The sequence below is a fragment of the Rhizobium sp. C1 genome (genome assembly GCF_021026335.1).
In the GTDB taxonomy this organism is placed as follows: domain Bacteria; phylum Pseudomonadota; class Alphaproteobacteria; order Rhizobiales; family Rhizobiaceae; genus Ensifer_A.
The window spans coordinates 89913-102376 of the sequence record NZ_JAJNCY010000003.1 but is presented as its reverse complement, the minus strand read 5'-3'; the positions used below and the strand labels follow the sequence as shown (position 1 = coordinate 102376).

Below are 12464 nucleotides of genomic sequence, written 5' to 3'. Positions count from 1 at the left end.
CTCCCCGGCCAGCTTGTGTTTACCCCGCCGTCAACCGGCGAGGTATTCCTCGGCGCGCGCTTGGAGGGCGGCATTGTCCGCACGGGCGGCGAGCGCCTGATCGAGCGTCACCGGCGCGAACTTCGCCGGCGTATGCGGCTGCAGCTGTGCGATCAGGTCCATGTCGGCCGAGATGACGACCCCCACCATCATGTAGCCGCCGCCCGAGACGGCGTCGCGATGCAGCACGATCGGCTCGGTGCCGCTCGGCACCTGGATCGAGCCATACGGATAGCAGGCATCGACGATGTTGGACGGGTCGGAGCCCGCGCCGAAGGGCTGTTCGCGCTCGACGAATTCCAGCGGCGCGCCGCCACGGAAACGATAGCCGATACGGTCAGCTTCAGGTGCGACCTTCCAGGTATCCTCGAAGAAGCGCTTGCCGGCGGCCTCGGTAATGCGGTGCCAGTAGAGGCCCGGCAGCATGCGCAGTTCGGCGGGGCTGACCTGCGGACGGCGAAGATTGGCCGGCAGCGACTTGCCGGACGTGCCGGCGCCTGTGCCGATCGGCAACTCGTCGCCGGCCTTCAGGACGCGGCCTTCAAACCCGCCGAGTGCGCCGAGCACATAGGTCGTGCGCGAACCGAGAACGACGGGAACATCAATGCCGCCGGAAATCGCGATATAGGCGCGCGCGCCGCCCTTCAGATAGCCGAAAGAGAGCCGGTCGCCCGTCTTGACGGGGAAGCTTTCCCAGGTCGGGCGTTCTTCGCCATTGACCTTCGGGGGCAGCTCGCCGCCCGTGACGGCGACGACAGCATCCTGCATGAATTCCAGCTCCGGACCCATGAAGGTGGCCTCGAGCAGGGCGGCGCCCGGATCGTTGCCGACCAGCAGGTTGGCGATGCGGGTGGCGAAACGGTCCATGCCGCCGCCTTCCGGAATGCCGAGGTGGTAATAGCCGGGACGGCCGAGGTCCTGAACAGAGGTCGAGAGACCGGGAGAGATGACTTTAACGGCCATTGATCAGCTCCATCAGCTTGGCATTGGTGCCGGACATGTCCTTGTTGAATTCCGTCAGCGAGAAGTCCGCCGCATGCACCGTCGGCTGCCAGGTATTGGCGTCGATGGCCTCCAGCAGCGTGTCGTATTCGTCGCGGCCGACCGACTTGAACTTGACTATGTCGCCGGGCTTGAACAGGCACATCTCGTCCGTCAGGTAGCGGACCTTGCGGGTGGGATCGTAGATCGGAGCCGGCGTCACGCCATACATCTGATAGCCGCCGGCACCGCGCACCGAATAGATCGCGGCAAAGCAGCCCCCGTGACCGATGGTGAGCTTCGGCGTATCCGTGCGCGGGCGCAGGTATTTCGGCGCCTGGATCTGCTTCTGACGCTCGACCATCTGGTAGAGGAATGGCAGACCGGCAACGAAGCCAACCATGGAGACGAACCACGGCTGGCCGGAATAGGCCGCGATGAAATCGTCGATCGTCGCAAAGCCGTTGATGCGGGCGGAATATTCGAGGTCGGTCGAGTTCGGGTCCTGGTGGCGCTCGCGGAAACGCATGCAGGTTTCATGCGTCCACGGGTCCTGGAAATAGACGGGCAGTTCGATGATGCGGGTCTTCAGCACCGAGTCCGACTTGGACGCGGCATCTTCCATCGACTGCAGTTCCTTGAGCAGGTCCTGCGGCTTGATGAGGTCCGGGTTGAAGCGGATCTGGAAGCTGGCATTCGCCGGGCAGATTTCGGTGACGCCCTTGATGTTCGCGGCCTTCACCGCGTTCGTCATCGACAGGCCGATGAAGAAGGAGTCCAGCGACATCGCTTCGGACACTTCGCCGAAGATATGCTCGTCACCCCCGAAGTTGAAACGTATCGACATTCGTTCCCCTTTTTCCGTCAGTCCGCGAGCTTCGCCGCGTTGTCGTTGAGCCAGCCTTCCAGCCAGCGGGTATGCACGTCCCCGGCCTGCACCGACGGATCGGCGGCAAGCGCAAGGAAGAGCGGTTTCGTCGTCTTCATGCCATCGATTTTCAGCTCGCCCAGCGCGCGGACCAGCCGCGTGATCGCCGCCTCGCGCGTTTCGCCATGCACGATCAGCTTGGCCAGCAGCGAGTCATAGAAGGGCGGCACCTGGTAGCCGGGATAGAGCATGCTATCGAAGCGGACGCCCGGGCCGCCGGGAAGACGCAGATCGCCGACCGTTCCGGGGAACGGCGCGAAATCCTTCGACGGGTCTTCGGCGTTGATGCGCACCTCGATGGCGTGGCCGCGCACCGAGACATCCTTCTGCCTGATCCGCAGCGGCTCACCACCGGCGATGCGGAGCATTTCGGAGACCAGATCGATGCCCGTGATCGCTTCCGTGACCGGATGCTCGACCTGAATGCGGGTGTTCATCTCGATGAAATAGAAGCGGTTCGCCTCATCGTCATAGAGATATTCGACCGTGCCGGCGCCGGAATAGCCGACCGCCTTGGCGAGCGCGACCGCCGAGCCGCAAAGCTCTTCGCGCAACTCTTCGGAAAGAGCGCGGGACGGCGCTTCTTCCCAGACCTTCTGGCGGCGGCGTTGCAGCGAGCATTCGCGTTCATAGCAGTGAATGGCATGTTTGCCGTCGGCGAGAACCTGCACCTCGATATGGCGCGCCTTGCCGATGACCTTTTCCATGTAGAGGCCGCCGTCGCCGAAGGCGGCGAGCGCCTCGGCCTCGGCCTGCGGGAAAGCCTGTTCGAATTCGGCGAGGTTGTTGGCGATGCGGATACCGCGACCGCCACCGCCCGCTGCCGCCTTGATCATGACCGGAAAGCCGGTATCGATCAGGATATGGCGCGCAGCCTCAATGCCTTCGACGCGGCCGGTCGAACCCGGAACCACCGGAACACCGGCAGCCGCGGCAGCCGAGCGGGCCGACACCTTGTCGCCCATCAGCCGGATCGCGTCACCCGACGGACCGACGAAAACGAGACCGGCCGCCGTGACGGCATCCGAGAAGGTGGCGTTTTCAGCGAGGAAGCCATAGCCGGGATGAATGCTGTCGCAGCCGGTCGATTTCGCGGCCTCGATGATCGCATCGATATTGAGATAGGACTTCTTGGCGGCGGGAGGGCCGATATTGACGGCCTCGTCAGCCAGAAGCACATGCAAGGAGGTCGCGTCGGCAGCCGAATGCACCGCCACCGTCTTGATGCCGAGGTCCTTCGCCGCCCGGATGACCCGGACCGCAATCTCCCCGCGATTGGCGACCAGCAGTTTCTTGAGCATCAGTCGAGATCCGCCAGCGGTGCGCCGGCCATGACCGGCTCTTCATTGTCGGCCGAGAAGCGGATGTTCGAGCCTGCAACTTCGGACTTCACTTCGTGGAAGGACTTCATCACCTCGATGAGGCCGATGACATCGCCGACTGCGACGCTGTCGCCATCGTTCTTGTAGGCAGGCTGGCCCGGCGACGGGCTGCGATAGAATGTGCCCGGAAGCGGTGAGAGAATCTGTGCCATATCGTGCTCCAGTTCGTCTGATTAGGAAAATGCTATATTGCACCGCACAAAGATCATGCGGCCATGATGCCGGTCAATGCCAGGGCGCGATCGCGTCCTTCACGGCCCGTGCGATATCGATGGCGTTCGGCGTGTCCGAATGCACGCAGATCGTTTCGCAGCGAACCGGGAAAAGCGTTCCGTCTTCCGCCGTGCCCTTGCCTTCGGTGATGGCGCGCACGCAGCGCTCCGCCATCTTGGCCGGATCCTTGGCGTCGTGGACGCGGGTCAGGATCAGCTTTCCTTCAGCATTGTATTCGAGGTCGGCGTAGAACTCGGCGACGAAGGGAATGCCGCGCGCCTGATAGATTTCCTCATGCAGCGTTCCGGTCATGCCGAAGAGCGGCACACCGAAAATTTCCGCAGCATCGCAGACGCCGTGTGCCACGGCTTCCTGTTGCATCGCCATGAAATAGAGGCTGCCATGCGGCTTGATGTGATGGAGTTCCATGCCTTCCGGCTTCATGAAGCCGAGCAGCGCGCCGGTCTGGTAGACGATGGCATTGCGTACCTCGTCACGCGTCATCCGCATCTCGCGGCGACCGAACCCTTGCAAGTCCGGAAGACCCGGATGCGACCCGATCCTGACGCCCGCAGCCTTGGCGCGGAGCACGGTCTGATGCATGTGGTTCGGGTCGGATGCGTGAAAACCGCAGGCGACATTGGCGACGTCGATCAGCGGCATAAGCCCGCTGTCATCGCCCATCTGGTAGAGGCCAAAGCTCTCTCCCATGTCACAGTTCAGTGTGACCGGCATGGTTAGTACCCCTCATTAAGCTGCCGTCTTTGCGGCGTTGCAGCAATGTTTGCGCAGTTAAGGGATCTTGTGAAATAGTCATTTTTTGAATGTAATATCGAAAAAACAGATAATGCTTCCGAGGGGCAAGAAAAATGGCTATCACACTGAAACAGCTTGATTATTTCATTGCAACCGCGGATAGCGGACAGGTGAGTCATGCCGCAGTGGACCTCAACATCTCCCAATCCGCAGTCACCGCAGCGATCAAATCTCTGGAGCTTGAACTAGGCGTTGTGCTGTTCGAGCGCACCCATGCCGGCGTCCGGCTGACGATGGAAGGGGCGCGATTTCTCGATCATGCACGAGTCATCACAGGCGCGGTCGCCGCCGCCGTCCGCTCCCCCTTGCGCGAACGCTCGGGAGAGAATGCCAAACTGAAGCTTGGCATGACCTATACGGTCGTCGGCTACTTCATGTCGCGTTATTACGCGCGCTTCCGCAAGACCTATCCGCATATCGAGGTGGAGTTGGCCGAATTGCCGCGCATGGCGCTCGAGAACCGGCTGGTGGCAGGCGATATCGACATGGCGGTCATGCTGGTCTCGAACCTGCAGAACCGGGAGGAGATCGAGCAGGAACTGCTGATGCGCTCCACCCGCCGCCTCTGGCTGGCAGCCGATCACCCGCTCCTCAACAGGCAGGAGATCACGCTTTCCGACGTCGCGGAGGAGGATTATGTGATGCTGACGGTCGACGAGGCGCGCAAGACGGCCGCCCGCTACTGGACACTGACCGGCTTCACCCCCCGCGTCGTTCTCTCGACCAGTTCCGTCGAGGCGGTCCGCTCGCTCGTCGCCTCCGGCGTCGGCGTTACCATCCTCTCCGACATGGTCTACCGGCCCTGGTCGCTGGAGGGCCAGCGCATTGAAGTGCGGCGATTGAAGGAGGATATCCCCACGATGGACGTGGGTCTCGCCTGGTCGAAATCGCGACCCATCAGTTCGGCCGCAGCCGCCTTCCGCGCCTTCATGTCGGTGACCATGGGCGGTGGTGGCTGATCAGAGAAGGCCGTTCCGCTTCAGGCGATATTCGAGGCTCGCACGGGTCACGCCGAGCTTGCGCGCCGCCGCCGAGACATTACCCCCTGCGTCCCGCAAAGCGTTTTCATAAAGCGAAAGCTCGATGGCCTTCAGTTCCTGAGGGCTTTGCATGGCGGTCGGCCGCACGGAAGTCGATACGGAGAGCGGCGGCCCGCCAGCAATCTCCGCCTCGATCCTGCCCTCCTCCGTCAGATGCATGCCGAGCGCCGGCGTCCGCTCGAAGCCGGTGAAGAGATGCTGGATATCGATCTGCCCGCCCTCGTTCGCGTATACGACGCCACGCTCCACAAGGTTCTGCAACTCGCGAATATTGCCGGGGAACTCATAGGCCAGCAGCGCATCGATGGCGCGGCGGGTGAAGCCAGTCACGTCGCGACGATGGCGGGTGCGGAAGAGCCGCAGGAAATGCTCGGTCAACAGCGGAATATCGTCACGCCGCTCGCGCAAGGGCGGAATGACGATGGGAAAGACGCAGAGCCGGAAATAAAGATCCTGCCGGAACCGCCCTGCCCGGACCTCGCTCGCCAGATCGACATTCGAGGCAGCCACCACGCGCACATCCACCGGGATCGTCCGCGATCCGCCGACCCGCTCGATCTTGCGCTCCTGCACCGCGCGCAGAACCTTGCCCTGCGCCGAATAGGTCAGCGAGGCGATCTCGTCGAGGAACAGGGTGCCGCCGGAGGCGCGTTCGAAATAGCCGGCGCGCGAGGCGGTAGCGCCCGTGAATGCACCCTTCTCGACGCCGAAGAGTTCGGATTCCACCAGATTGTCCGGGATCGCCGCGCAGTTGATCGGCACGAAGGGGCCGGCCGCGCGCGGGCTTATCAAGTGTAGCTGGTTGGAGAACAGCTCCTTGCCGACACCGGACTCACCGATGAACAGCACGGTCGCATCCGTATCGGCGACGCGCTCCAACATATGCCGGGTGCGCAAGAGTGCCGCGGAGACGCCAACGACTTCGCCTTGGGAGGCACCGGCCGGATGCGCGGCCGTATCCGGTTCCGCCCGTGGTGATTTCGGCCGGGCGTTGCGGCTGCGTGGTGCCTTCCACTCCAGCCCGAGATATTCGCGCTCCGGAGCATCCGAACCCCAGGCCTCGGCATTCTGGCCAATGACGGTGCAGTGATCCGCCCCCATCCCGGCGCAGGCGACCTCGCGAAAGATGATCGGCCGGCCGAAGAGGAAGCTCGAATAGCCGGACGGATAACCCGTCTGCATCCAGCAGACAGGCTCGGCCGCAAGTCCATACGCCGCGATATGCTCGCCGGCTTCGGAGGAATCGTGCCAGTCGAATTCGCCGAAATAGGTGCCCTTTTCGACATCATATTCGAAATGCTTCGTGGTCACTTTCACGAAGCCCTCAAGCGTGTGCACGCGCGGACCGGCGGCAAGCGCGTGGGTCAGGTCCTTGGTCGGAAAGCGCGTCTGGATCAGTTCGGCATCGCGCACGCCCTGCATGTAGCCGACCCGCATGAACAGCGCCTTGGCGCTCTCGAAGCCGAAAGCGTCGATGATCTCCTGCCTGAGCCGCCCCAGCACCTTGGATTGCATGAGAACGACGCGCTGGTCATTCAGCCAGATGCGTCCGTCGCCGAGCGAGAAATGGATGGCTTCGGTGAGTTCCTTCAGCGTCGGGGCCGCGCCATCGGCGAGTTCGCGATAGGCGCCGCGCGAGCGCAACGTCTCGAAACCCTTGGAGGCTTCCGCAAGAGAGATAAGCCCTGGCTGCTGCCGCTTCATGTCTCCGCCTCCCAACGAATTCATGATTTGATGAATTGTTTTATATTATAATGAATTTTCCGAAAGGCAAGCACGCCCGGCGACCGGGTCAGACATTGATCGGTATTTAAGCTTTTTCAATTGCTTGCCGAGAGCAGTCGAGCGCGACGTCGATCTGGCACGCTCTTTGCAGTTTCGTTTTTACCGCTTGAGGAGGCGGCAAAGGGAGGGCACATCGCCCGCACATCGTCGGACTTCAAACGCTCAAGCCGCTGAAAAACCAGCGTTTCGAGCAACGGCGGAGCTTTGCCCCTCCTTCTGCTTGAAGAGCAACATGGAGGAGAGAACAGATGAACATGCAGAACCAGAATTTCCTGGATGCCGAACGCTGGCAGGGCCTCGCCTTCTTCGCCGACTGGCAGAAGACGAGCGCCGGCGTGGCGGAAGTCCGCGATCCGGCGACCGGCGCGCTGATTGCCTCCGTCGGCATTGGCGGCCCCGCCGATATTGCCCGCGCCGCAGCGGAGGCGAAGGCCGCGCAGAAGGCTTGGGCGAAAACCACAGGCGTCGAACGCGCCAAAATCCTCAACAAGGCTGCCGACCTGCTGGAAGAAAACGGCGCGGAGCTGATCCCGTGGATCATGCGCGAAAGCGGCTCGATCTATCCGAAGGCCGGGATCGAGATCGAGCATGGCGCGCTCTTCATCCGCCATGCCGCGACGCTCGCGACCCAGCCGACCGGCCTGATGCTGCCGACGATGGACAACCGCGTGAACTATGCCAAGCGCGTGCCGCATGGCGTCGTCGGCGTCATCTCGCCCTTCAACTTCCCGCTGGTTCTCTCTGTCCGCTCGATTGCCGCAGCACTCGCCTTCGGCAACACGGTCGTCCACAAGCCCGACCCGCGCACGCCGATCTCCGGCGGCATCATCATCGCCCGCATTTTCGAGGAAGCCGGCCTGCCGAAGGGCGTGCTCCAGATCGTGCCGGGTGGCGCGGATGCCGGCGAGGCCATGTGCAAGGACCCGAATATCGCCATGATCTCGTTCACCGGCTCGGCCGGCGGCGGTTCGAAGGTCGCTGAAGTGGCAGGCCGTCACTTCAAGAAGGTGCAGCTGGAACTCGGCGGCAAGAACTCGCTGATCGTGCTGGACGATGCCGATCTCGACATCGCCGCTTCCAACTCCGCCTGGGGCGCCTTCCTGCATCAGGGCCAGATCTGCATGGCAACGGGCCTGATCCTCGCGCAGGAGCCGATTGCCGACGCGCTCACCGAAAAGCTGGTTGCCAAGGCGCAGCACCTGCCGGCGGGCGATCCGTCCACCAATCAGGTGGCGCTCGGCCCGATCATCTCGGACGGCCAGGTCGCCAATATCCAGCGTCTCGTCGACGATGCGGTCGCCAAGGGCGCCAAGCTGCTCGCCGGTGGCACGCATGACGGCCGCTTCTATGCCGCGACGGTTCTCGCCGACGTCACGCCGGACATGCTCGCCTTCCATGAAGAGGTCTTCGGCCCCGTCGCCTGCATCGCCACCTTCAAGACCGAGGAAGAGGCGATCGAGCTGACCAACAATAGCGAATACGGCCTCGCCGCCGGCGTCATCTCCGGCAATTCGGCCCGCGCCATGCGCATCGCCGACGAACTGGATGTCGGCATGGTCCATATCAACGACCAGACGGTGAATGGCGGCCCCTTCGCGCCCTTCGGCGGTCCGCGCAAATCCGGCAACGGCACGCGCATCGGCGGCCCCGCCGACATCGAGGAATTCACCACCTGGAAGTGGATCTCGGTGAAGGACGCCGCCACCCCTTATCCGTTCTGACATCGCCTGAGACCCCCGCCGGGCGCGGTTCTTCCGCGTCCGGCATACGCAAAAAGTTCCGGAGGAAAACCCCATGCAGATCAAGGCCGCAGTTGCCCGCGAAACGGGCAAGCCGCTTTCCATCGAAATGATCGATATCGAAGAGCCGCGCGACAATGAAATCCTGGTGAAGGTCGTCGCCACCGGCGTCTGCCACACCGACCTCGTCGTGCGTGACGGCATGCTGCCGACGCCGCTGCCCGTAGTGCTCGGCCACGAGGGCGCGGGCATCGTCGAAAAAGTCGGCTCGGCCGTCTACAAGGTCAAGCCGGGCGACAAGGTCGTCATGACGTTTGCCTCCTGCGGCACCTGCCAGTGCTGCAAGGAAAACACGATCACCTATTGCGAGGAATTCTTCCCGCGCAACTTCTTCGCCACCCGCACCGACGGCTCGACGGCGCTATCCGCCAAGGGCGAGACGATCCACTCCAACTTCTTCGGCCAGTCGTCCTTCGCGACCTACGCAATCTGCAACGAGCTGAACGTCGTCAAGGTGCCGGATACCGCACCGCTTGAACTGCTGGGGCCCCTCGCCTGCGGCGTCCAGACCGGCGCGGGTGCGGTGATGAACGCGCTGCAGGTCAGCCACGGCAAGTCCTTCGCCGTCTTCGGCGCAGGTTCCGTTGGCCTCTCTGCGATCATGGCCGCCAAGGTCGTCGGCGCCACCACAATCATTGCCGTCGATATGAATGACGGGCGCCTGGCGCTCGCGAAGGAACTCGGCGCGACGCACACGATCAACCCGGGCAAGGCCGATGCCGTTACAGAAATCATGAAGATCACCGGGCGCGGTCTCAACTTCGCGCTCGACACGACCGGCATACCGGCCGTTATCCGTTCCGCGGTCATGTCGCTCGCCAACAAGGGCACCTGCGGCATTCTCGGCGCCTCCGGCCCGGATGCCGAATTGCAGCTCAACGAGACGCATTTCATGTCCGGCGGCCGCCGCCTCATGGGCATCATCGAGGGCGAGTCCAATCCGGACACGTTCATTCCGGAACTGGTCGAGCTTTATTCCAAGGGCCTCTTCCCCTTCGACAAGCTCATCACCTTCTACCCCTTCGACGAGATCAACGCCGCCATTCACGATTCCGAAAGTGGCAGGACGATCAAGCCGATCGTCAGAATGTGAGCGCGGAAACAGTCGGACCAGAGGCAACAAAAGCGCCGACCCGATTTCTACCGGGTCGGCGCTAAAGATCCCATCAATACTATATTGCCGGATCGTCTCTCAGCTCCGCGTCTTACGATAGCTGTCCTTCACGGCGATCTTCTCGCCCGCAAAGGTCAGGATATCGCAGCCGTCTACCTCGACCTTCTTGCCTTCAGCGGTCGTGCCGACAAAACGCCACCAGGTGAGCCCCGTATCGCCGCTGATCATCGCCTTGCCGTTGGTCCACTGGCCGTCCGGGAAGACGGCGAAGATGCCGGCATAAGCCGCGCGCACCGCGTCACGACCAATGTGCCTTGCCCCTTCGGCCTCGGAACCGGCGGAAGCATGGAACGCGCAATCATCGGCCGTCAGCTCCATGATCGTCTCAAGATCATGCGCATTCCAGGCGGCCGAGAAGCGGCGCATGACGTCCAGCCGCGTCTGCTCGAGTTCGTTTTCGACCACCTCGATTTCGAGAAAAGAAAACGGCGTCTCGCCGATATTGCTGACATTGTGGGCAACGCCCGTGCGGCGCGAATAGGGAATGCCCTGTTTCAGCTGGGCCTCCGCCTTCTTGCCGTCCGGACCGACGAGGCCCATCTGCCCGTCGGTAAGCGGCACCACGACATAGTCGTGGCCGTGGACATGCCAGCCGGTTTCCGCGCCGGGCGCAAACCGCCATTCGGTCACACGGAAACGGTCGTCATCGATATGGGTGACGGGTTCAGCCTGCTGAGCACTCATTCCAGTCCCTCCTGTGCGACGGCATCGGTGAGCCGCGCGAGCGTGCGATCCATGCGGACCATGATTTCCCTGATATCCTCTTCCGTCACGATCATCGGCGGGCAAAGCGCCAGCTGGTCGCCGATGGCGCGGAAGATGAGGCCTTCCTCGTGACCAATCTTTGCGGCGAGCGCACCGACACGACCCACCTTCTGGAAAGGCCTCCGTGTCGGCTTGTGCGCAACAAGTTCCAGCGCGCCAATGAGGCCCGTGCCGCGCACTTCGCCGACCAGCGGATGATCGGCAAAGGCGCGCAGTCCGGCCTGAAAGATCGGCTCCATGCGCGCCGCATTGCCCATCAGGTCGCGCTCTTCGATGATCGCCAGATTTTCGAGACCGACGGCGGTGGCGACCGGATGGCCGGACGCCGTGAATCCGTGGCCGAAATTGCCGAGCACGGAGGAATGATCGGCGATCGCCTGATAGACCGGATCGCTGACAATCACAGCGGCCAGCGGCATGTAGGACGAGGTGATCTGTTTCGACACCGTCATGATATCCGGCGTGAAGCCGTATTTCTGGCAGCCGAAAGGCGTGCCGAGCCGCCCGAAGCCGCAGATGACCTCGTCCGAGATCAGCAGGATATCGTTCTTGCGGCAGATCTTCTCGACGCCCTCCCAATAGCCAACCGGCGGCGGCATGACGCCACCCGCCGACATCAGCGGCTCGCCGATAAAGGCGGCGATCGTTTCCGCGCCCTCATGCGCAATGACCTCTTCCAGCTCGGCGAGCAGCCGGGCCGTGAAGGCCTCTTCCGTCTCGCCCTCCAGGCCGAAACGATAGAAATGCGGGCAGGTCAGATGCCGCACCGGGATTGCCGGCAGGTCGAAATCGCGATGGTTGACCGGCAGGCCGGTGAGGCTGCCAGAGGCGACCGTGATCCCGTGATAGGCCTTGTTGCGGGCAAGAAAGGTCTTCTTCTGCGGCCGCCCCAGCGCATTGTTCATGAACCAGACCATTTTCACGATCGTGTCATTGGCCTCGGAACCGGAGGAGGTGAAGAACACGCGCGTCAGGTTTTCCGGCGTCATCTCGACCAGCTTTTCGGCAAGCCGGATGGAGGGCTCGTGCGATTTCGAGGTGAAGGTATGGTAATAGGGCAGCTTGAGCATCTGCTTGTAGGCTGCATCCGCCAGACGCTTCTCGGAAAAGCCGACCGCCACCGACCAGAGCCCCGCCAGCCCTTCGATATATTCCTTGCCCTGCTCGTCATAGACGCGAATGCCCTCGCCCCGCGCGATCACCATCGGCCCGGTGATCTCGTGCTGACGCATATTGGTGTTGGGGTGCATGACATTCGCGACATCGGCCGCGGCAAGGGAGTTGGACAGGTTCGTCATCAGGTCTCTCGTTCGTGTCGCCAGGTCGAGCCCATGAAAAGCCGCAGACAGAGAGCGCCAAAGACAATCCGCTGACCGGGTTTCCGTGAACATTTCCTGGCAAACCCGGGTTGCGGTTTTGCAGAAGCTGTTTCGGCCCGGCGCAATCTTCGCTTGCGGAACGAGCCATGTGAAATAGTCATTTCCGGATTGTCATATCGGAAAAACAGATAGGGCCACTGAACCTGGCGGACAATTTGGCCGG

General features: G+C 62.6%; 11 protein-coding genes. 3 read left to right on the top strand and 8 right to left on the bottom strand.

The genetic code is table 11. From position 1 onward, the window contains the following. Positions 1–30: 30 nt before the first annotated feature. From LQK83_RS08750 to pxpA, 5 genes are all read right to left on the bottom strand, one after another. Complete coding sequence (locus LQK83_RS08750; RefSeq protein ID WP_230837016.1) at positions 31–1002, bottom strand: biotin-dependent carboxyltransferase family protein; 972 nt, start codon at positions 1000–1002, stop codon at positions 31–33. After that, entirely contained in the window at positions 992–1867 is an 876-nt protein-coding gene (locus LQK83_RS08745) for a 5-oxoprolinase subunit B family protein (protein ID WP_230837015.1), read from the bottom strand. Before LQK83_RS08745 ends, LQK83_RS08750 begins: the two co-directional genes overlap by 11 nt. 17 nt (positions 1868–1884) lie before the next feature. Further along, a complete protein-coding gene (locus tag LQK83_RS08740) occupies positions 1885–3249 on the bottom strand; it encodes an acetyl-CoA carboxylase biotin carboxylase subunit (protein WP_442966724.1) in 1365 nt (454 codons plus the stop codon). Continuing rightward, entirely contained in the window at positions 3249–3482 is a 234-nt protein-coding gene (locus tag LQK83_RS08735; RefSeq protein WP_109854377.1) for an acetyl-CoA carboxylase, read from the bottom strand. The genes LQK83_RS08740 and LQK83_RS08735 overlap by 1 nt, the downstream gene beginning before the upstream one ends. 73 nt (positions 3483–3555) lie before the next feature. Further along, entirely contained in the window at positions 3556–4278 is a 723-nt protein-coding gene (pxpA, locus tag LQK83_RS08730; protein WP_230837014.1) for a 5-oxoprolinase subunit PxpA, read from the bottom strand. Between the two features lie 134 nt (positions 4279–4412). Here pxpA and LQK83_RS08725 point away from each other — a divergent pair, with 134 nt between their 5' ends. Then, entirely contained in the window at positions 4413–5318 is a 906-nt protein-coding gene (locus tag LQK83_RS08725; protein ID WP_230837013.1) for a LysR family transcriptional regulator, read from the top strand. Here the strand turns inward: LQK83_RS08725 and LQK83_RS08720 are convergent, their stop codons facing one another. Next, a complete protein-coding gene (locus tag LQK83_RS08720; protein WP_230837012.1) occupies positions 5319–7103 on the bottom strand; it encodes a sigma-54-dependent Fis family transcriptional regulator in 1785 nt (594 codons plus the stop codon). 329 nt (positions 7104–7432) lie between these two features. Here LQK83_RS08720 and LQK83_RS08715 point away from each other — a divergent pair, with 329 nt between their 5' ends. Beyond that, positions 7433–8905 (top strand): benzaldehyde dehydrogenase, encoded by a 1473-nt coding sequence (locus tag LQK83_RS08715; protein ID WP_230837011.1) that lies wholly within the window; start codon positions 7433–7435, stop codon positions 8903–8905. Between the two features lie 73 nt (positions 8906–8978). Then, entirely contained in the window at positions 8979–10076 is a 1098-nt protein-coding gene (locus LQK83_RS08710; RefSeq protein ID WP_230837010.1) for an NAD(P)-dependent alcohol dehydrogenase, read from the top strand. A 99-nt stretch (positions 10077–10175) separates the two neighbouring features. Here the strand turns inward: LQK83_RS08710 and LQK83_RS21745 are convergent, their stop codons facing one another. Both LQK83_RS21745 and LQK83_RS08695 read right to left on the bottom strand, forming a co-directional pair. Beyond that, complete coding sequence (locus LQK83_RS21745) at positions 10176–10841, bottom strand: nuclear transport factor 2 family protein (RefSeq protein WP_330166270.1); 666 nt, start codon at positions 10839–10841, stop codon at positions 10176–10178. Continuing rightward, the gene (locus tag LQK83_RS08695) at positions 10838–12220 is read right to left on the bottom strand and encodes an aspartate aminotransferase family protein (RefSeq protein ID WP_230837009.1); all 1383 of its coding nucleotides are present in this window, start codon (positions 12218–12220) and stop codon (positions 10838–10840) included. Before LQK83_RS08695 ends, LQK83_RS21745 begins: the two co-directional genes overlap by 4 nt. Positions 12221–12464: the final 244 nt, after the last annotated feature.